Origin of the sequence: Pseudarthrobacter sp. BRE9, from assembly GCF_031844305.1 — a bacterium.
Lineage (GTDB): Bacteria > Actinomycetota > Actinomycetes > Actinomycetales > Micrococcaceae > Arthrobacter.
This window is the reverse complement of record NZ_JAUZUY010000014.1, coordinates 50,905-69,771: the sequence shown is the minus strand read 5'-3', so window position 1 is coordinate 69,771 and position 18,867 is coordinate 50,905. Positions and strand designations below refer to the sequence as shown.

General features: G+C 67.4%; 17 protein-coding genes. 13 read left to right on the top strand and 4 right to left on the bottom strand.

Annotated elements, in window-relative coordinates; translation table 11 throughout:
- The first annotated feature begins 62 nt into the window (after window positions 1-62).
- Both Q9R31_RS19750 and Q9R31_RS19745 read left to right on the top strand, forming a co-directional pair.
- A complete protein-coding gene (locus Q9R31_RS19750; protein WP_311264402.1) occupies window positions 63-1,406 on the top strand; it encodes a pitrilysin family protein in 1,344 nt (447 codons plus the stop codon).
- 138 nt (window positions 1,407-1,544) lie between these two features.
- Window positions 1,545-2,051, top strand: a complete 507-nt coding sequence (locus Q9R31_RS19745) for a DUF1579 family protein (RefSeq protein ID WP_311264401.1) — start codon at window positions 1,545-1,547, stop codon at window positions 2,049-2,051.
- A gap of 74 nt (window positions 2,052-2,125) precedes the next feature.
- Here Q9R31_RS19745 and Q9R31_RS19740 read toward each other — a convergent pair whose 3' ends face one another.
- The 3 genes from Q9R31_RS19740 to moaA form a co-directional block, all read right to left on the bottom strand.
- On the bottom strand, window positions 2,126-3,703 hold the full coding sequence (locus tag Q9R31_RS19740) for an HNH endonuclease (RefSeq protein WP_311264400.1): 1,578 nt from the start codon (window positions 3,701-3,703) through the stop codon (window positions 2,126-2,128).
- A 98-nt stretch (window positions 3,704-3,801) separates the two neighbouring features.
- Window positions 3,802-4,068 carry a MoaD/ThiS family protein gene (locus Q9R31_RS19735; protein ID WP_311264399.1) on the bottom strand — a complete coding sequence of 89 codons (267 nt, stop codon included), beginning with the start codon at window positions 4,066-4,068 and terminating at the stop codon, window positions 3,802-3,804.
- 4 nt (window positions 4,069-4,072) lie between these two features.
- On the bottom strand, window positions 4,073-5,200 hold the full coding sequence (moaA, locus tag Q9R31_RS19730; protein ID WP_397428278.1) for a GTP 3',8-cyclase MoaA: 1,128 nt from the start codon (window positions 5,198-5,200) through the stop codon (window positions 4,073-4,075).
- A gap of 265 nt (window positions 5,201-5,465) precedes the next feature.
- Between moaA and Q9R31_RS19725 the strand changes: the two genes are divergently transcribed.
- From Q9R31_RS19725 to Q9R31_RS19695, 7 genes are all read left to right on the top strand, one after another.
- Complete coding sequence (locus Q9R31_RS19725) at window positions 5,466-6,989, top strand: molybdopterin-dependent oxidoreductase (protein ID WP_311264406.1); 1,524 nt, start codon at window positions 5,466-5,468, stop codon at window positions 6,987-6,989.
- Window positions 6,990-7,029: 40 nt separating this feature from the next.
- Window positions 7,030-8,367: a gephyrin-like molybdotransferase Glp gene (gene glp, locus Q9R31_RS19720; RefSeq protein WP_311264398.1), complete on the top strand. Its 1,338-nt coding sequence runs from the start codon at window positions 7,030-7,032 to the stop codon at window positions 8,365-8,367.
- Entirely contained in the window at window positions 8,355-8,846 is a 492-nt protein-coding gene (gene moaC / locus Q9R31_RS19715) for a cyclic pyranopterin monophosphate synthase MoaC (protein WP_311264397.1), read from the top strand. The genes glp and moaC overlap by 13 nt, the downstream gene beginning before the upstream one ends.
- The gene (locus Q9R31_RS19710; protein ID WP_311264396.1) at window positions 8,843-9,373 is read left to right on the top strand and encodes a MogA/MoaB family molybdenum cofactor biosynthesis protein; all 531 of its coding nucleotides are present in this window, start codon (window positions 8,843-8,845) and stop codon (window positions 9,371-9,373) included. Before moaC ends, Q9R31_RS19710 begins: the two co-directional genes overlap by 4 nt.
- Window positions 9,363-9,854 (top strand): molybdenum cofactor biosynthesis protein MoaE, encoded by a 492-nt coding sequence (locus Q9R31_RS19705; protein WP_311264395.1) that lies wholly within the window; start codon window positions 9,363-9,365, stop codon window positions 9,852-9,854. Before Q9R31_RS19710 ends, Q9R31_RS19705 begins: the two co-directional genes overlap by 11 nt.
- Before the next feature lie 212 nt (window positions 9,855-10,066).
- Window positions 10,067-10,837 carry a 4-hydroxy-tetrahydrodipicolinate reductase gene (gene dapB / locus Q9R31_RS19700; RefSeq protein WP_311264394.1) on the top strand — a complete coding sequence of 257 codons (771 nt, stop codon included), beginning with the start codon at window positions 10,067-10,069 and terminating at the stop codon, window positions 10,835-10,837.
- Between the two features lie 3 nt (window positions 10,838-10,840).
- Entirely contained in the window at window positions 10,841-11,314 is a 474-nt protein-coding gene (locus tag Q9R31_RS19695; RefSeq protein ID WP_311264393.1) for a hypothetical protein, read from the top strand.
- A 49-nt stretch (window positions 11,315-11,363) separates the two neighbouring features.
- On the opposite strand, the gene Q9R31_RS19690 is transcribed toward Q9R31_RS19695, so the two are convergent.
- Window positions 11,364-12,599, bottom strand: a complete 1,236-nt coding sequence (locus Q9R31_RS19690) for a heparan-alpha-glucosaminide N-acetyltransferase domain-containing protein (RefSeq protein WP_311264392.1) — start codon at window positions 12,597-12,599, stop codon at window positions 11,364-11,366.
- A 103-nt stretch (window positions 12,600-12,702) separates the two neighbouring features.
- On the opposite strand from Q9R31_RS19690, the gene Q9R31_RS19685 reads away from it, so the two are divergent.
- The 4 genes from Q9R31_RS19685 to Q9R31_RS19670 all read left to right on the top strand — a co-directional run bounded on the left by Q9R31_RS19685 (window position 12,703) and on the right by Q9R31_RS19670 (window position 18,862).
- Window positions 12,703-13,077, top strand: coding sequence for a hypothetical protein (locus Q9R31_RS19685; protein ID WP_311264391.1), 375 nt, complete (start codon window positions 12,703-12,705; stop codon window positions 13,075-13,077).
- A 58-nt stretch (window positions 13,078-13,135) separates the two neighbouring features.
- Window positions 13,136-14,044 carry a 4-hydroxy-tetrahydrodipicolinate synthase gene (dapA, locus tag Q9R31_RS19680; RefSeq protein ID WP_311264390.1) on the top strand — a complete coding sequence of 303 codons (909 nt, stop codon included), beginning with the start codon at window positions 13,136-13,138 and terminating at the stop codon, window positions 14,042-14,044.
- A 40-nt stretch (window positions 14,045-14,084) separates the two neighbouring features.
- Complete coding sequence (locus tag Q9R31_RS19675; protein WP_311264389.1) at window positions 14,085-15,776, top strand: ribonuclease J; 1,692 nt, start codon at window positions 14,085-14,087, stop codon at window positions 15,774-15,776.
- A 158-nt stretch (window positions 15,777-15,934) separates the two neighbouring features.
- Entirely contained in the window at window positions 15,935-18,862 is a 2,928-nt protein-coding gene (locus Q9R31_RS19670) for a DNA translocase FtsK (RefSeq protein ID WP_311264388.1), read from the top strand.
- Window positions 18,863-18,867: the final 5 nt, after the last annotated feature.

Genomic DNA, 18,867 nt, shown 5'->3' with positions numbered 1-18,867 from the left:
CCCCGGCCCCCGCCGCTGTTACGATGGCAGCCAGATCCGGCTGCCCGTCCTGAAAGGCATCGATGACTGTTGTACCCCTGCCGCTTGAGCAGAACCACGCCGCCGACACCCTGGTCCACGGCTCCGACGGCGGGTCCGAGGTCCGGCGTTCAGTGCTGCCAGGGGGAGTGCGGGTACTGACCGAGGCCATGCCGGGCCAGCGGTCGGCCACCATCGGGTTCTGGGTAGGCGTCGGCTCCCGTGACGAGGCGCCCGGCCAGCACGGATCCACCCATTTCCTTGAGCACCTGCTGTTCAAGGGCACCAAGCGACGCACAGCCTTGGAGATAGCCTCCGCGTTTGACGAGGTGGGCGGCGAATCGAACGCGGCAACAGCCAAGGAAAGCACCTGCTACTTTGCCCGCGTCCTTGACTCGGACCTGCCCATGGCCATCGACGTCATTGCGGACATGATCACCGGCGCCGTGCTCGACCCCAACGAGATGGAGCAGGAACGGGACGTCATCCTGGAAGAGATCGCCATGGACAGCGATGATCCCACCGACGTTGCCCATGAGCACTTCGTCGCCGCGGTCCTCGGCAGCCACCCCCTGGGGCGGCCTATCGGCGGCACCCCCGCCGCAATCAAGGCCGTGGCACGCGATTCCGTATGGGAGCACTACCGCAGGTACTACAAGCCGGAAGAACTGGTCATCACCGCCGCGGGCGGCCTGGACCACGACGTGGTGTGCGGACTGGTGGTGGATGCCCTCCAAACCGCGGGGTGGTCCCTGGAGCCCGACGCCACCCCCGTGCGGCGGCGCTCCACGGAGCGCGCCCTGATCACGGGAACGGCAGGCCTGCATGTGGTCAAGCGCGCAGTGGAGCAGGCAAACATCATCATGGGATGCCCCACAATCGTCGCCACCGACGAACGGCGCTATGTCATGAGTGTCCTGAACGCGGTCCTGGGCGGCGGCATGTCCTCCCGGCTGTTCCAGGAAGTCCGCGAGAAGCGAGGGCTCGTGTACTCCACCTACTCATTTGCCTCGTCCTACGCCGACGCCGGCTACTTCGGGATGTATGCGGGCTGCACCCCCTCGAAAGTCCGGCAGGTGCTGGACCTGTTGGCTGTGGAGCTCGACAAGCTCGCCGAACACGGAATTTCCGAGGATGAACTGCGCAAAGCCGTGGGACAACTGGGCGGCGGAATTGTCCTGGCGCTGGAGGACACCGGCTCCCGGATGTCGCGGCTGGGCCGTGCTGAACTCGTATCCGGTGAATACCAGGACATCGACGAAACCCTGCGGCTGATTAAAGCCGTCACCACGGAACAGGTCCAGGAACTTGCAGCCGAACTCGCTGCCGCGCCCCGGACCATCACCGTGGTGGGTCCGTTCAACGAGACCGAAACCTTCGGTCTGTAGGGGACAGCGCCCCGTAGGGAACCGTGCCCTCTAAGGAACCGTGCCCTCTGAAGAACCAGTCCCGCAGGGGACACTGGCGGAGCAGCCCTGCAAAGTCCATCCTGAGGGGGAGTGATCTTCTGCAGGAGGTGGCGGACGGTGAACGGCCCAACACTGGAACATCCGCATCCGGCGTTATCCGGCCTGCTGGGACACTGGCGGGGCCATACTCATGTGGCTGCCGGTCCCTGGGGGCCGGAACACGGAGTGGACGCCGAGGTGACCTACCACCAGGTTGCCGGGGGCCTGGGCGTGGTGCAGAGCTACCGGCACACTGAGCCGGACGGAAGCCATTTTGAGGGGCATGGCATCTTCACGGTCGATCCGGTCCACAACGATGTGCTGTGGTACTACATCGACAGCACCGGGGTACCGCCAGGCAGCGCCGCCCGCTGCACGTGGCGCAACGGCGTCCTCCGCGTTGAACGTCCCAGTGAGGCGGGCTGGACACGCCACTGCATCACAGTCGAGGCAGATGTCCTCACGCACGTCACGGAGTTACGGGTCCTTGGCAAGGACGGCGACGGCGACGCGCCCGGCGCCGGCACCAACGGTAAGGCTTCGCCCTACAGACCCTTCATGCGATCGGAGTTCCATCGGGTCTGAACGCGATGTGATACGGTCCTCGATTGTTTGGTCAATGCGGTGGGAGCACGCCGCAGCCTCATCAAGGGTAGTTTTCACGACAGCAGCGACTGCCAGTTCATTTCTGGATCCGGCGGCAGACAGAACGGCATGGCGTAGAAGTCGTCCCATAGCGGATCAGCAGGCGACAGTTCATCCGGGTCAATGAAGTGGTCACCCGGTGGCTCCCCACATGGCACCTCTGGCATGTCCGGCCAATCCGGTATCTCGGTTGGCAGCTCCAGGATTCCCGGTGGCCAGTGGGTTGGTTCGGGGTCTGGGTGTTCGGGTTTGTAGTGCCGGCCGGTGGGTGAGGTCCAGCCCGGCGGTTCATTTTTCATTGCCTCGTCGGGGATCCATGGGCGTGCGTGTTTGAGCCGGTGGTGTTTGGGGCAGAGCTGGGCCAGGTTGCTGGCGCCGGTGGTGCCGCCGTGGTCCCAGGCGGTGAGGTGGTCGGTTTCGTTGTCGGGGGTGTGGTTGCTGCAGCCGGGGAAGCTGCATTTCCCGTCCCGCATCCGGATCCATTGCTTGATGGTTTCGGGCAGCCGGTAGCGGGTGCGGCCGATCTCCAGCGGGGCGCCGTCGCGTGGGTCGACCAGGACCCGGTAGAACGACTCCGCCCCGTCCGCGACGAGTTTGCGTGCCATCGATGCCGGGATCGGGCCCAAACCGTCCAGCACCGCGGGTTCGTCCGTCTGGCCGAGGACGGAGAATACCGGCACCGTGACCAGCACATCGGCGCGCGGGGCGGGGACTCTGCCTGCCTCGGTGGGTCCCGCGCTGTCGGTGTCGCTGGCGTTGCCGGCGCCGAGGAGGAGTGATGCTGCGATGTCGGGGCGGAGTTGGGTGAGGGTGCGGGGCTCGTCCGGGCCTTGGAGGCCGCGGGCGGTGGCGGTGGTGCGGTTCCAGATGGCGCAGGCGGTGTCGCCGGGGAGGTGGAGGGAGATCCAGGCCATGCCGTCGCGGTCCGGGGTGTATTCCATTCGCCGGTCCGCGACGCCTTTGGCGTGGCGCTTTTCCAGGGTTTCGGGGTGGTGGCGTTCGCGCCAGGTGCGGACCTTGGTGCGGAACCGGGCGGGAACGAGCTCGCCGGGGGCTGCGCCGCGGGCGGGGTTGGGCGCGTCGGGGTCGTAGAAGTGCGCCACCAGCGCGGCGGCACCGTCCGGGGACAGGCCTTCGGTTTCGTCGGCAACGATCCTGGCGTGGGGCCAGGACATGGCACCCGCGGACAGCGCGTCCATCACAGGCGGCAGGGAACACACCCGCCTGGACTGCTCCACGAACGCCCCGGCAGCGCCGGAGCTGACGGTCAGGACCCCGGCGATCTCCTCCACGGCCGACATCTCCGTATAGGTGCGCTCGTGCACCGGGGTGTCCGGAGCGAGCATCGCGTGCTGGATCACGACGGCCTCGGCGACATCGCGGGCTTTCACCGCGGCGAGCTGCGCCTCCAGCCGCTTGACCAGCTCCAGCCGGGTCAGCCGGAGTTCATACCGCCGCTGCAACACATCCACATCAGCCCCAACACCAACGCCGGCAGCCATGAAAGTATCCTCAGCAGCAAGCGCATCAAGGGCAGCAACAGAGGCATGAACACCCTCCAAAGCCACACCAGCACCGCTGCCGATTCCCATGGAAACATCATCCAACGAGGCACTGACAATCAAAGCTGCGCCAGAAAATCAGAAGGCCGCGGCAGCCTCGAGAAGCTGTTCCGGCTGCAACCGAATACTTATCCGCCTGCGAAGGGAGGCAGCACGTCCACCACGTCGTCCGGGCCAAGAACCGTGGACTGGTCCCGCACGGCCACCTCATTAAGCAGGAAGCTGCTGCGGGATAGGAGCCGGGGAAGCGGCGGCGTCCCGGCAGGGGGTTCTGCGCGGTCCACGGCCAGCACCGCCTCCAGCAGGTCCGCCACGGTGGCACCCTGGGGGAGGTCGAACTTTTCTTCCTCGAAACCTGCGGCAGCGCGTGCGGCAGCGAAATAACGTACAAGCATCCGGTCAGCCCCCGATAGCGCTCATGCTGCGGTCCGGCTGGACGAAGTCCGGAGCATCCAGTCCCACATGGTCCATGCCGTGGGCCTTCGGTTTGATCCACATCGCGTCCTGCCACCGCTGCGCCAGTTCCTCGTCGGTGGCGCCGGCCCGCAACAGACCGAGCAGATCGAACTCCTCACGGGAGAACAGGCAGCTCATGATCTTGCCCTCGGCAGTGATCCGGGTGCGCCGGCAGTCTGAGCAAAACGGCTCGGTGACGGAAGCGATAATTCCCACGGTTCCCAGCAGCGGACCAGCCTGACCAGCCGAACCTGCCGCCCGCCGTCGTACTTCAAACCGTTCCGCAGGGGCGCCGTCACGTGCCCGGGGATCGGGGCTGAGGACAAAGTCGCGGGACAGCAGCCCGCGGATCTCGGCGGCGGTGATCATGTTGCGTCGGGTCCAGCCGTGGTCGGCATCGAGCGGCATCTGTTCGATGAACCGCAGTTCATAACCGCGCTCCAGTGCCCAGGCCAGCAGCTGCGGCGATTCGGCGTCGTTGATGCCCCGCATCAGGACAGCGTTGAGTTTGACTGGTCCCAGGCCGGCAGCCCAGGCAGCATCCACGCCGGCCAGGACCTGGCCCAGGAAGGGGCGCCGGGTCAGCTTGGTGAACGTTTCCTCATGCAGGGAATCCAGTGACACGTTGATACGGGTCAGCCCGGCGTCCTTGAGCGCCGCTGCCTTCTTCGCCAGGCCAACACCGTTGGTGGTCATGGAGATCGGCAGGTCCGGGTGGTTGGTCCGCAGGGTCGCGATGATCTGGACCAGATCGTGCCGGACAAGGGGCTCGCCGCCGGTCAGGCGCAGTTCGCGCACGCCCAGTTGCTCAACGCCTACCTTGACGATCCGCACGATTTCCTCCGCGGACATGATTGCCTGCTTCGCGAGCCATTCCAGGCCTTCGGCCGGCATGCAGTAGGTGCAGCGGAGGTTGCATTTGTCCGTCAGGGACAGCCTCATATCCGTGGCGCGGCGGCCGTACCGATCCACCAGCCCGGCCGGTGCATCCGCCGGCCGGCGTGCGGGAACGCCGGGCAGCGCCGACACTGCTTCCTCCCGCGGCTGGGGCATGCCAAGCTGGACATTCATAAATTCAGGCTACGCCACGTTGAGCCGCCCATCACACCTGTGACCCTGCAGGTCCCGCCGGGCAAGATTATGTGCGGCACCGGCGCCGCCGACCACAGGCAAACATATGCTGGAAGTTGTGAACAGTTCCCAGCTTCGGCATGCGGCGGACGACGACGGCGCCGGCCTTGGGGAGCGGACGGAAAGTCCCGTCCCGCCAGGGGCAGTCCCGCGCGCCGGAAGCGGTTGGGCTGCGGCTGCGGGGATAGCCGCAGCAGGCGGTGGCGTGGCAGCGGGGGAGTTGGTGGCGGGTTTCGCCAGCCCCTCCCTTTCACCGTTGACTGCCGTTGGCGGTGCCGTCATCGACGCCGTTCCTCCCGGCGTCAAGGACTGGGCGATCTCCGTCTTCGGCACGTCCGACAAGGCAGCGCTCCTGGTGGGAATGGCGTTGGTCATCGCCGCCCTGGCCGCCCTTGCCGGCGTACTTGAGCACCGCCGGAGGTTCGCCGGTGCTGCCGTGATGGGAGTCTTTGGCCTCGCCGGAGTGGCCGCCGTCCTGACGCGTTCCCAGATGACCCCCATGTCCCTCCTCCCGCCGCTCCTGGCCGCGGGGACCGCTGTCGCGCTGTTACGGGTCCTGGTGCGCAGGCTGCGGGCGTCGTACGAGGCAATGTCCGGCCACGCAACAGCCAGTCAGCAGGCTGCCGCCGGCGATGCCATGCCTGACCCCACGGCCGTCCGTTCCCGCCGCAGCTTCTTCCAGGTCCTCGGCGTGACGGCAACGGCCTCGGCGGCGGGAGGAGTGGTGGCGGGAATCTGGCGCGGGGCCTCCATGGCGGTCAGTGAGGCCAGGGCGCGAATCACCCTGCCCTCGGCGGCCTCCCCGGCAAACCCGGTGCCCGCTGATGCTGAGTCCGGTGTTGCAGGCACCCCGCCGCTGGTGACCCCCAACCGCGACTTCTACCGGATCGACACCGCGCTGTCCGTGCCGGCGGTCAACCCTGATACCTGGGTCCTCAAAGTGACAGGCATGGTGGCCCGGGAAGTTCAGCTCTCCTTTGCCGACCTCATGGCAAAGCCCCTGACCGAACGCCACATCACCATCGCCTGCGTCTCCAACGGCGTAGGCGGCGACCTGATCGGTAATGCGCGCTGGCTGGGCTGGCCCGTCCGGGAACTGCTGGCCCTGGCCGTTCCCCAGCCGGGCGCAGACATGGTGCTCTCCCGCAGCGCCGACGGCTGGACCGCCGGAACGCCCCTGGATGTCCTCACCGATAACCGGGACGCCATGCTTGCCGTGGGCATGAACGGCGAACCGCTGCCGCTGGAGCACGGCTTCCCGGTCCGCCTGGTGGTCCCGGGCCTCTATGGCTATGTCTCGGCCACCAAATGGGTCACCGAACTCAAAGTCACCCGCTTCGCTGATGACACCGGATACTGGACCCCGCGCGGCTGGTCCGAGCGCGGCCCCATCAAGACGTCCTCCCGCATCGACGTGCCCCGCAGCGGTCGGCCGGTCAACGCGGGAACGGTCGTTTTCGCCGGTGTTGCCTGGGCCCAGCACACGGGCATCCGGAAGGTGGAACTGCGGCTCAACCGGGGACCATGGCGGGAAGCGGGCCTGGCCACGGGCATCTCCACCGACACCTGGTACCAGTGGAAGCTGGCCGTGGACCTCACCCCGGGACAGTACGAGGTCCAGGTCCGCGCCACCAACCTGGCGGGTGAATCCCAGGACGAAACCGCACGGCCACCGGCGCCCGACGGAGCCACCGGATTCCACACGATTAGAGTGGACGTAAAATCCTGACGGCCCAGACCACGTGACGGCCCAGACCAAAGGCGCACCCATGACCAGCCACAACCCGCACGGCCACGCCCTGGCCAGCCACACCCTGCCTGGCCACGACCACCACGCAGCGGAGCGGGCCCGGTCCGTCGCTGACCATGCCGCCGCCGTCGTGGAACTCCTCCGGCCGCTCCGCGAAATGGACCGCATCGAAACCCTGCCGCTCAGCCAGGCGCTGGGCCGCGCCCTGGTGCAGGATGTCGCCGCGCCGCTCAGCCTTCCTCCTTTCGCCAATTCCCAGATGGACGGCTACGCCGTCCGTTCCGGTGACCTTTCCGACGGCGGCACCCACCTGCGCATCATGCCCCCGGTTCCCGCCGGGTCAAGCCCGCAGCCACTCGAGCCGGGAGCAGCGGCGCCCATCATGACCGGCGCCATGATCCCGGCGGGGGCTGACGCCGTCGTGCCTATTGAAAAGGCGGTGCCGGACCACTTCCTGGACCCGGCAAAAACAACGGCAAACACACCGGCAAGCACAGCGGGGAACGGCAACGGCGCCACCGTCCGGCTGCCCGGCACCGCGGCGGGAACGTTCGTGCGCTCCGTCGGCAGCGACATCGCGGCGGGGGAGCGGGCCCTGGCTGCCGGGACGTGCCTTGGGCCGGCCCAGCTGGGGCTGCTGGCTGCCCTGGGCCTCGCGGAGGTGACGGTGTTCAAGGCCGTGACGGTCCTGCTCGTCACCACAGGCGACGAAGTGGTGGAGCCCGGCCAACCGCTCCCGCCGGGCAAGATCTACGACTCCAACGGAACGCTCCTGGAGGCCGCAATGAAGCAGGCGGGACTCCTCGTCCGCCGCGCCGGCATTTCCACCGACAACCCTGCAGAACTCCGGGCGCTGCTGCGAACCGAAGGCCAGGGGGCTGACCTGGTCGTCACCACCGGCGGAGTCAGCAAGGGGGCCTACGAGGTGGTGCGGCAGGCAATGGCGGACCAGCCGGTGGACTTCCTGCACGTGGCAATGCAGCCGGGCGGCCCGCAGGGACTGGGAACCTTCGACGGCGTCCCCTTCCTGGGGTTTCCCGGCAATCCGGTCAGCTGCCTGGTGTCCTTCGAGATGTTCCTCCGCCCCGCACTGACAGAATTGCTCGGGGCGCCGGCCAGGAGGCTGCCGCTCCGGGCCCGCCTCAGCCTTGGAGAGCCGGGCGGACAGCTCACCTCGCCCGGGCACAAGCACCAGGTCCGGCGCGGCAGCCTGCAGCCGGACGGAACCGTGCGGCTGGAGGGCGGCGAGAGCTCCCACCTGATGCATGCCCTTGCGGGATCGAACGTCCTGGTCCACATCCCAGCCGGTGTAACGGAGCTCGCCGACGGCAACGAGGTGGAAGTATGGATGCTGTGAACGCAGAACATACCCCCGCACTGACGCACCTGCGCCAGGACGGCACCGCCCAGATGGTGGATGTCTCCGCCAAAGCCGAGACCACCCGGGAGGCCACGGCAACCGCCACCGTCCGGACCACAGCCGAGGTGATGCAACTCCTGGGCTCCGGCGGGCTCCCGAAGGGCGACGCCCTGGCCGTTGCCCGGGTGGCCGGCATCATGGCAGCCAAGAAGACCCCGGACCTGATCCCGCTCTGCCATCCCTTGCCCCTCTCAAAAGTCACCGTTGACTTCGAACTCGGCAATGACGCCGTGACCATCAGCTCCACCGTGAAGACCAGGGGTGTCACGGGAGTGGAGATGGAGGCCCTGACCGCTGCGTCCGTGGCGGCCCTCAGTGTCTACGACATGATCAAGGCAGTGGACAAGCATGCCGTCCTGACGGATATCAAGGTGCTGGCCAAGAGCGGCGGCAAGAGCGGAGACTGGGCACTGTGACCAACCCCAACATTCTGGACGTCTCCGAACCGCACCGGCACGGCGACGTGCAGGGGCGGAAGGCCGGCGTCGTCATCGCGTCCACCCGGGCGGCAGCCGGCATTTATGACGACGAAACCGGCCCGGTGATCACGGACTGGCTCACGGAACACGGCTTTGACGTTTTCCCGGCCATGGTGGTCCCCGATGGCGATCCCGTGGGCGCTGCCATCAGGGCGCTCCTCACCCAGCGTCCCGCCGTCGTCATCACCAGCGGCGGCACTGGCCTCAGCCCGGACGACCGCACACCTGACGTCACCCTGCCGCTGCTGGACCGGGAGATCCCCGGGATCATGGAAGCGATCAGGCGGGCCGGTGCTGCCAAGACCCCGCTGGCCGCCCTGAGCAGGGGCTACGCCGGCGCCGCGGGCCGGACCTTTATTGTGAACCTGCCCGGGTCACCGAAGGGCGTCATGGACGGGCTCAGCGTCCTCGACCCGGTGATCGGGCACCTTTGCGACCAGCTGGAAGGCGGACATGGGCACTGAAGCAGCATTCGAGGTAGTGCGGGCAGTCCTGAGCGCGGAGCCGATTTCCGTGGACCAGGCGATTGCCGCGGTGGAAAGCGACACCGCGGGTGCGGTGGTCAGCTTCAGCGGCGTGGTGCGCAACCACGACGGCGGCAAGGCCGTTGAGCGCCTGAGCTACAGCGCGCACCCCACGGCCCACCAGGTGATGGCCGACGTCGTCGCCCGGCTGGTTGCCGAGCAGAACGCCGCGGGGGACGAGGCTGGCGGGGAGGCTTCCGCGGGCAAAGCTGTCCAGCCGGTCCGGATCTGGGCCGCGCACCGGATCGGGATGCTGGAGATCGGGGACCCGGCGCTGGTGTGCGCGGTATCCGCGGCGCACCGCGGGCAGGCCTTTGCGGTCTGCTCCGAGCTGGTGGACCGGATCAAGGAACAGGTGCCCATCTGGAAGGAACAGTTCTTCGCGGACGGCACCGTGGAATGGGTCGGCGCAGGCAGCTGATACCGCGCTGGGCCGGCCACCAGGCTTAGGGCACCGGGCCGCCGCGGTACCGGACGGGCGGCGCAGGCAGCTGATACCGCGCTGGGCCGGCCACCAGGCTTAGGGCACCGGGCCGCCGCGGTACCGGACGGGCGGCGCGGCCGGGCATTCTGCGAGGTAACGCAGGCCACCCGGTTCCTGCAGCAACCCGTCCCGCCGGTAGGGTTAATGCCATGACCGAACAACACCCCGTTCCCAAGCTGGTGGCCGTCCTTGGTGCCAATGGACGCATGGGCGCCGAGGCCGTTAAAGCCATTGATGCCGCGCCCGACATGAAGCTCGTCGCAGCACTTGGACGGGGTGACTCACTGGAGCAGCTGACCGCCTCCGGTGCCCAGTACCTGGTGGACCTGACAGTCCCCGAAAGCACCGAAGCAAACGTCCGCTTCGCCGTCGAGCATGGGATCCACGCCGTGGTGGGCACCACCGGCTGGGACGCGGGCCGCCTGTCCGCGCTGGAATCCCTCCTGGCCGGACACCCGGAGACGGGTGTACTCATCGCGCCGAACTTTGCGCTGGGCTCGGTGCTGGCCTCCGCCTTCGCCGCGAAGGCGTCCAAGTACTTCGAATCCGTGGAAATCATCGAACTCCATCATCCGGACAAGGTGGACGCCCCGTCCGGCACCGCCGTACGCACCGCGGAACTGATTGCCGCTGAGCGCAAGGCCGCCGAGCTGCCGCCCAGCCCGGATGCCACCACCACCGAACGCGCGGGTGCACGGGGCTGCGAAGTGGACGGCGTCCGCGTTCACAGCGTCCGGCTCCGCGGCCTCGTCGCGCACCAGGAAGTCCTGCTGGGCGGTCCCGGTGAGCAGTTGACCCTCCGCCATGATTCCTTCGACCGCGCGTCGTTCATGCCGGGCGTGCTTCTGGGCGTGCGCAACGTCGCCGCGCACCCCGGCCTGACCGTTGGCCTGGACGGCTACCTGGACCTGGGGCTCTAAGCCGTGAACGCTTTCGCAGCCGGCTTCAGGAAGAACCGGACCAAGATCTGGGTCGGAGCGGTGACCCTGCTGCTGGTCTTCTACCTGGTGGTGTCCCTCCAGCGCTCGCTCCTGCTCCTGGCGGACAGCAACCTTACGGCCAAGGCCATCGGCGCGGCCTACCTGGTGCTGCCGATCGTGGGCGCCTGGGCCCTGATCCGCGAACTGATGTTCGGTGCCCGCACAGAGCAGATGGCCAAGGTTCTGGAAGCCGAGGGCGGGCTGCCCGTTGATGACCTTCCCCGAACGCCGGGTGGCCGGATTGTCCGCGCCGCCGCCGACGCGGAGTTTGAAAAGTACCGGGGCGAAGCCGAGGCTGCGCCCGAAGACTGGCGTTCCTGGTTTCGCCTGAGCTGTGCCTACGATGCCGCCGGGGACCGCAAACGAGCGCGGGCTTCCATGCGTGACGCCGTGAAGCTTTTTACCGCGGCGTCCTAGCGTTACCCCACCAGCGGTGCTGAGCGGCGGCTGCACCCGGCCTCGCGCTTCAGGCCAGCGCCTTGAAGCCGCCACGACCCACAAGGCTCGCGGCGTGGCCCACCCATTCCAGGGGGCCGCGCCACAACAGCCGCGCAAACACGATGCCCACAACAATGGCTAGCGCGGCATGCGCAAAGTACATTCCGTCCTCGGTCCAGCCCCCCGGGAGGGGTTTGAGGTAGAAGCTGGACACTACCCAGACATGGACGGTGTAAAGGGTCAGCGTCATGGCGCCCGGCCCGCGCAGTGGCAGCAGCAGGTCCAGGTCCACCCATTCGGCAAGGCGCTCCAGGAGCAGGCAGGCGCCGATGACGGCTGCGGCAACGGCCGAGGTGTGCAGCAGGTCAAGCGTGGTGCCGGAATGCGGTGCGGCGGAGGCCAACCACCACCACGAACCCTCCTGGGGCAGTCCGGCCAGGTTCACCTGGAGCACGCTGCCCAGCGGGTATCCAGGTGAATTCAGGACTTTCTCCAGCGCCGCCCGGCCGCCCCAGTCCTCCATGGCTGCGACACCCAACGTTTTGGCCGCCACGGCCACCACGGTTCCACCCACCAGCAGCAGCACGGGAACCAGCGCTTTGGTCAGGACCAGGCGGCCAATGGCCATCCCCACCAGCAGGTAGGACAGCCATTGCAGCACGGGGTAATAGCCCGTGAGGAACAGATCAGCGAGCAGCCGGGATGGTGTTCCGAGGTCCTCCCAGCCCGGGTTGTGGCCCAGCCTCAGGGGCGGCTCCGGGGCAAGGAGCCAGGGCCGCAGAAGGTAGGCCAGCACCGGCGACGCCAGGATCCACCCGGCAGCCCATGCGCACAGCCGTTTCACGCCCAGTCCCAGGAAGGGAAGGACACACAGGAACAGCACGGCGTAGTGGACCAGGATGATGGCCACGTTCACTTCCAGGCCGCCCAGGGTCAGTCCGACGGCGGCAATCACCAGGGCGCGGAGCGCCACGCCGCGGCGGGCTGCGGAGAGGTCGGCGCCCTCGAACGGCTTGTTCTTTCCCGTGGACAGGGCAAGTCCTACACCCGCCAGTACTGCGAAGAGGGCGGCCGCCCGCCCCGAGAACGTGAGGCCGATCCAGGTTGGCGTGAGGTTCGCGTTCGATTCGAAGGTGGGCAGCAGGTGGGTGGCCATCATGCCCAGTAATGCCAGGCCCCGGGCTGCATCGACCGCCCGAAGGCGTCCCGGTTGTTGACGGCTTGCGGTCTTCCGGGACCGGGTGGCCGGGGTACGGGACGTCATGACCAGATCGTCTCATATGCTCCCAAAGGATTGCTGTCACAGGAAATGGCGCAGGCAAAGCAGGACCTTGTATTCGAATATATGTTCGAATAACATGGCTGCCATGGAGATGCCACCATCAGAAGCTGCTGCTGCCCCCTCGACGCCCGGCGGTCCCGGCGGGGGAGGTGGGCTGTTGAAGGCCATGAGCCCCGGAGTAGTGGACTACCTGTTCCGCCAGCTTGTCTCCGGGCGTCCGGCCGAGGATGTCTACTGGGAACGGGAAGGCATCAGCCTGGCCGCCCAGCCGGAGGGGGCGGAACTCGCGCGCCGGCTGGCGGAAACGGACATTGATGCCCTGACGCCAACGGAGCTGTTCCACTACGTTCGGGCGGCGCAACGGCTCGCCTCCTGGGCGGAGGATCTCCGGCAGGCCGCCGTCGGGCGCTATTGCCATGCCGGAGCAGACGCGCCGCAGTCCGGGCGAAACCGTATTTGACGCTTGTCACGCCCGTGGCATTGTCCTAACCAGCCGGGGACAGGGTAACGTTTTTTCCATGGCTGACTCTTCCGCGCACATCCCTGCCCTCGGTACCCTCCTGACCGCCATGGTCACGCCGTTCACCAAAGACGGCGCAGTGGATTACGACCAGGCGGCAGCGCTGGCCAGCAAACTGGTCGACGACGGCTGCGACGGCCTGGTGGTCACCGGCACCACGGGTGAGACCTCCACGCTGACGGACGAAGAGAACCTCGGCATGTTCCGCGCCGTGAAGGAGGCCGTGGGCGGCCGCGCAGCCATCATTGCCGGTACCGGCACCAACGACACCGCGCACTCGGTCCACCTTTCCCAGCAGGCTGCTGCCCTCGGCGTCGACGGACTCCTCCTGGTGACCCCTTACTACAACAAGCCCAGCCAGGCCGGTGTCCGCGCCCACTTCGAGACCATCGCCTCGGCCGTGGACGTCCCCGTCATGCTGTACGACATTCCCGGCCGGTCCTCCATCGCGATCGAGCCCGACACCATGATCCGCCTGGCGCAGCACCCCAACATCGTGGCCGTCAAGGACGCCAAGGCCGACTTTGTCGCGGCCACCCGCGTGATGGCTGAGACGGACCTCCTGTTCTACTCGGGCGATGACGGACTGACCCTTCCCTGGATGGCGCTGGGCGCCGTCGGACTGGTGGGCGTTACCACCCACGTAGCCACCCGCCGCTTCCGCGAACTCATCGACGCCGTCAACGCCAATGACCTGGGCACCGCACGCAAGATCAACTTCGAACTGCAGCCCGTGGTCCGCGCAACCATGACCCGTGTCCAAGGGGCCGTGGCGGCCAAACAGATTCTTAAATGGCAGGGAGTCCTGCCCAACTCGATTGTCCGTTTGCCCCTCGTGGAGCCGGACGAAACCGAGATCGAAACCATCCGCGGGGATTTGGCGGAAGCGGGGCTGGTCTTCTCCTGAGGCTAAGACCGGCACCCTTCCGCCTGGAAAGTAGTGCACTATGACCCAAACTGCCCTTACCGGCCTTGTCACCCCTCCGCGTCTGCCCCAGGGCACGCTCCGGATCGTTCCGCTTGGCGGGCTCGGGGAGATCGGCCGGAACATGGCCGTGTTCGAAATCGACGGCAAGCTGCTGATCGTGGACTGCGGCGTCCTCTTTCCCGAGGAAACCCAGCCGGGTGTTGACCTGATCCTGCCCGATTTCTCGTACATCGAGGACCGGCTGGACGACGTCGTGGCCGTCATCCTCACGCACGGACACGAGGACCACATCGGCGCCGTGCCGTACCTGCTGCGCCTGCGCAACGACATCCCCCTGGTGGGATCGCAGTTGACCCTCGCCCTGATCGAGGCGAAGCTGCAGGAACACCGCATCCGGCCCTACACGCTGACCGTGGAAGAGGGCCAGGTGGAGAAGTTCGGGCCCTTCGAATGCGAGTTCGTGGCCGTGAACCACTCCATTCCGGATGCCCTTGCCGTGTTCATCCGCACCGCGGGCGGCACGGTCCTGCACACCGGCGACTTCAAGATGGACCAGCTGCCGCTGGACGGACGCATCACCGACCTCCGGCACTTCGCCAAGCTGGGTGAAGAGGGCGTGGACCTCTTCATGTCCGACTCCACCAACGCCGATGTCCCCGGATTCACCACCGCCGAGAAGGAAATCGGCCCCACGCTGGAGCGGCTGTTCGGCCAGGCCAGCAAGCGCATCATTGTCGCCTCCTTCTCCTCCCACGTCCACCGCGTGCAGCAGGTCCTGGACGCCGCGGCCAAGCACAACCGCAAGGTGGCCTTCGTGGGCCGCTCCATGGTCCGCAACATGGCCATCGCCGAAAAACTGGGCTACCTGGACGTCCCGGCCGGACTGATCGTGGACATCAAGAACATCGACAACCTTCCGGACAACCGCGTGGTGCTCATGTCCACCGGATCGCAGGGCGAGCCCATGGCGGCCCTGTCCCGGATGGCCAACGGCGACCACCGGGTGGTGGTGGGTGACGGCGACACCGTCATCCTGGCCTCCAGCCTCATCCCGGGTAACGAAAACGCGGTGTTCCGGATCATCAACGGCCTCCTGAAGCTCGGTGCCGACGTGATCCACAAGGGCAACGCCAAGGTCCACGTATCGGGCCACGCCGCGGCCGGTGAGCTTCTCTACTGCTACAACATCCTTGAGCCGCTGAACGCCATGCCCGTGCACGGCGAAACCCGGCACCTGATCGCCAACGGGAAGATCGCCGTCGAGTCCGGCGTGCCGGAGGCCAGCGTCATCCTCGCGGACAACGGCACCGTCATCGACCTCCGCGACCACCAGGCAGACATTGTGGGCCAGGTGGAGGTGGGCTTCGTCTACGTGGACGGCTCCAGCGTGGGCGAGATCACCGATGCGGACCTCAAGGACCGCCGCATCCTGGGTGACGAGGGCTTCATCTCCATCATCACCGTTGTCCACCGCGCCACCGGCAAGGTGGTGTCCGGGCCGGAGATCCACGCCCGCGGCGTTGCGGAGGATGACTCGGTCTTCGATGACATCATCCCCAAGATCAACGCCGCCCTGGAGGAAGCGGTCCAGAACCACGCCGACCACACCAGCCACCAGCTCCAGCAGGTGGTGCGCCGCGTCGTGGGCACCTGGGTCAACCGCAAGCTGCGACGCAAGCCCATGATCATTCCCGTGGTGCTCGAGGCCTGACATCAGGCTGCACCGCATTGGTGCATACCCGGATGGGCCCGGTTCTTCGAGGACCGGGCCCTTCCGTGCGTCCGGACAGTCCTTCGGTGCGTCTCGGCGGGGTGGCCGGCAGCCCCGATATCCCCGGAATCACAGCATGCTTCCGGTACCGTGGCAGTATGGCCACACGTACTACTTCCGCGCCCAAAGGTACCGGCAGGGGGAGCTCCGGCAGCAAAGCGGGCAGCTCCACTGGCCGCGGAACCGGCTCCACCGCCAACAGGACAGGGCGCGGCGGCTCATCCAGCACGTCACGCACCCGCCAGCTTCCCGCCGTCGAACACCACCAGCCCTGGCTGCTGCGCGTGGTGGGCGGAGCGTGGCTGGGAGTGGGCCACCTGGTAGGCGGGGGAGTGCGCCGCATCGGCCACGACGTCAGCGACATTCCCGGCGAGGAACGCCGCGACGGTGCCGCCCTGTTCAACCTGGCCCTGGGCGTCTTCATCGCCACCTTCGCATGGTGGGGCCTGACGGGTTGGTTCCCGGACGCCGTCTACGCCGTGGTGAACGGCACCTTCGGCTGGATCTCCCTGCTGCTCCCGCTCATGCTTTTCGTCTGCGCCTTCCGATTGTTCCGCGAGCCCTCAGACGGCCGGGGCAACAACCGGGTGGGCATCGGCTTCCTGATCATGACGTTCGCCGGGTGCGGCCTGGCGCACATCCTTGGCGGCCATCCCACCGTTGCCGACGGCTTCGACGGCCTCCGCAAAGCAGGCGGCATGCTCGGCTTCCTGGCGGCCACGCCGCTGGCCGCCATCCATCCCGCCGTGCCCGTGGTCCTCTACGCCCTGCTGGCCTTTGTGTCATTGCTGATCATCACCGCCACCCCGTTCACGGCCATCCCGCGCCGCATCCGTGGCGCCTATGAACACCTCATGGGCATCGACCTGATGGACCAGGAAAACCCCGGGGACACCCACGACCGCAGCTACCTCGAACGGACGGCAGCGGCCGCGCCCAAGAAGAAGAAGCGCAAGCTGTTCGGCAAGGACCAGGAGCCCGACGACGGCCTTGAGGGCTACGTCGGGGACGAGGCCTTCGAGCACGCCGTCATTGACGACGACGAGCGCGAACCGGCGCGGCCCGCGCCGGGAGTGCGGCGCCCCACCCAGGCGGAGATCGCCGTCGAAAAGATCAAGGCAGCCCAGGGGCTGGGTGCCGGCGCCCAGGCTCCTCCGGCGGAAAACGCCACCGAGGCCATCCCTCTGGTCATCCCCGGTGCCGCCGCTCCCGGCAAGGCCGGCGCTGCGCCCGCTGCGCCCGCTGCGCCCGCTGCGCCCGCTGCGCCCACCGTGCCTTCGAATCCTGTGGCCCCCGCGCCGCCGCCCGTTCCCATCCCGCAGCGGACGGAGCAGCTCTCGCTCGCCGGCGACGTCACCTACACCCTCCCTGCCTCGGACTACCTGACGCCCGGCTCCATCCCGAAGGAGCGCACCGAAGCCAATGACGCCGTCGTCGCCGCCCTGACGGACACCCTGCAGCAGTTCAACGTCGATGCCACCGTCACGGGCTTCAGCCGTGGTCCCACCGTGACCCGGTACGAGATCGAACTTGCCCCTGGCACCAAGGTGGAACGGGTTACTGCCCTGTCCAAGAACATCTCCTACGCCGTAGCGTCCAGCGACGTCCGCATCCTGAGCCCCATTCCGGGCAAGTCCGCCATCGGCATCGAGATTCCCAACACGGACCGCGAGACGGTGTCCCTGGGCGACGTTCTGCGCAGCCAGAACGCCCGCCGTACCGACCACCCGATGGTGATGGGCGTGGGCAAGGACGTGGAGGGCGGCTACGTGGTGGCCAACCTGGCCAAGATGCCCCACCTTTTGGTGGCCGGCGCCACCGGTGCCGGTAAGTCGTCGTTCGTGAACTCCATGATCACCTCCATCCTGATGCGCGCCACCCCGGACGAGGTGCGCATGGTGATGGTGGACCCGAAGCGCGTGGAACTCACCGCCTATGAAGGCGTCCCGCACCTCATCACGCCCATCATCACCAACCCCAAGAAAGCCGCAGAAGCGCTGCAGTGGGTGGTCCGCGAGATGGATGCGCGCTATGACGACCTCGCCAACTACGGCTTCAAGCACATCGACGACTTCAACAAGGCCGTCCGCGCCGGCAAGGTCCAGCCGCCGGTGGATTCCAAACGGGTCATCCGCCCTTACCCCTACCTGCTGGTGATCGTGGACGAACTCGCGGACCTCATGATGGTGGCGCCGCGCGACGTCGAAGACTCCATCGTCCGCATCACCCAGCTGGCCCGCGCCGCCGGTATCCACCTGGTGCTCGCCACCCAGCGCCCCTCTGTGGATGTTGTCACCGGCCTGATCAAGGCCAACGTGCCCTCGCGCATGGCGTTTGCCACCTCCTCCGTCACGGACTCCCGCGTGGTCCTGGACCAGCCCGGTGCCGAAAAGCTCATTGGCCAGGGTGACGCGCTCTTCCTGCCCATGGGTGCTTCGAAGGCAATGCGCGTCCAGGGCGCCTGGGTCACGGAGTCCGAAATCCACAAGGTAGTGGAGCACGTCAAGGGACAGCTCCAGGCCAGCTACCGCGACGACGTCGCGGCGGAGGCGCCCAAGAAGCAGATCGACGACGACATCGGGGACGACCTCGAGGTGCTGCTGCAGGCCACCGAACTGGTGGTCACCACGCAGTTCGGCTCCACGTCCATGCTGCAGCGCAAGCTGCGCGTCGGCTTCGCCAAGGCCGGCCGGCTCATGGACCTGCTCGAATCCCGCGGTGTGGTGGGACCCTCCGAGGGCTCCAAGGCCCGCGATGTGCTGGTCAAGCCGGACGACCTCGCCGCCGTCCTCGCCGCCATGAAGGGCCAGGAGGCGCCGGCCGCCGCCGATTCCCAGACAGCCGCGCTCAGCGACAATGCCAACGCCAACATCGCCCAAGGCGGCTACGCCGAGGACCTGGTGGCCGCCGACCTGGACCAACGCAAGCAGAACGTCGAATATTACGACGGCTCGGATTCGGCTCCCGGCGGGTACGGCGATGATGACGACGGCTCCGAAGACGCGTGGTCCCTCACCGGGCGCTAGGCCGG

Coding starts and splice junctions, on each gene's coding strand:
- Q9R31_RS19750 (WP_311264402.1), top strand. CDS start 63: ATGACTGTTGTACCCCTGCCGCTTGAGCAGAACCACGCCGCCGACACC.
- moaC (WP_311264397.1), top strand. CDS start 8,355: ATGGATGCTGTGAACGCAGAACATACCCCCGCACTGACGCACCTGCGC.
- dapB (WP_311264394.1), top strand. CDS start 10,067: ATGACCGAACAACACCCCGTTCCCAAGCTGGTGGCCGTCCTTGGTGCC.
- Q9R31_RS19670 (WP_311264388.1), top strand. CDS start 15,935: ATGGCCACACGTACTACTTCCGCGCCCAAAGGTACCGGCAGGGGGAGC.
- Q9R31_RS19735 (WP_311264399.1), bottom strand. CDS start 4,068: ATGCTTGTACGTTATTTCGCTGCCGCACGCGCTGCCGCAGGTTTCGAG.
- moaA (WP_397428278.1), bottom strand. CDS start 5,200: ATGAATGTCCAGCTTGGCATGCCCCAGCCGCGGGAGGAAGCAGTGTCG.
- Q9R31_RS19705 (WP_311264395.1), top strand. CDS start 9,363: ATGGGCACTGAAGCAGCATTCGAGGTAGTGCGGGCAGTCCTGAGCGCG.
- dapA (WP_311264390.1), top strand. CDS start 13,136: ATGGCTGACTCTTCCGCGCACATCCCTGCCCTCGGTACCCTCCTGACC.
- Q9R31_RS19740 (WP_311264400.1), bottom strand. CDS start 3,703: ATGGGAATCGGCAGCGGTGCTGGTGTGGCTTTGGAGGGTGTTCATGCC.
- glp (WP_311264398.1), top strand. CDS start 7,030: ATGACCAGCCACAACCCGCACGGCCACGCCCTGGCCAGCCACACCCTG.
- Q9R31_RS19685 (WP_311264391.1), top strand. CDS start 12,703: ATGGAGATGCCACCATCAGAAGCTGCTGCTGCCCCCTCGACGCCCGGC.
- Q9R31_RS19675 (WP_311264389.1), top strand. CDS start 14,085: ATGACCCAAACTGCCCTTACCGGCCTTGTCACCCCTCCGCGTCTGCCC.
- Q9R31_RS19690 (WP_311264392.1), bottom strand. CDS start 12,599: ATGACGTCCCGTACCCCGGCCACCCGGTCCCGGAAGACCGCAAGCCGT.